Annotated in this window: 1 protein-coding gene; it reads right to left on the bottom strand. The window is 48.9% G+C overall.

Annotated features, from left to right (window positions below; all coding sequences use genetic code 11):
- Positions 1–24: 24 nt before the first annotated feature.
- Positions 25–229: hypothetical protein (locus tag ACRHNM_RS18510; RefSeq protein WP_431138086.1), on the bottom strand; the 205-nt coding region annotated here is incomplete at its 5' end.

The raw sequence follows: 229 nt of genomic DNA, 5'->3' as shown, positions 1-229 counted from the left end.
CCCAAGTAAAGACAGACCGTGCAGTTAAAAGATGAAATGAAAGAAAAAATGGTGTGGAAGCGGGCCTACACCCTGGTGATCCTGCTCAACATCCTGTATATCCTGGTATTCTACTATATCATGATCACAAACGCCTGATATGGGGATGGGAACCTTAGATTGGATTATCCTGTCCGGGACATTGATCTTTATCGTGGCCTTTGGCGTCTGGCGCACCCGCGGGAGCCGG

Source organism: Psychroserpens mesophilus, from assembly GCF_050617655.1.
GTDB classification, from domain to species: Bacteria; Bacteroidota; Bacteroidia; order Flavobacteriales; family Flavobacteriaceae; genus Psychroserpens; species Psychroserpens mesophilus_A.
The sequence above is the reverse complement of the archived record's forward strand: the minus strand, read 5'-3'. Positions and strand labels throughout refer to the sequence as shown.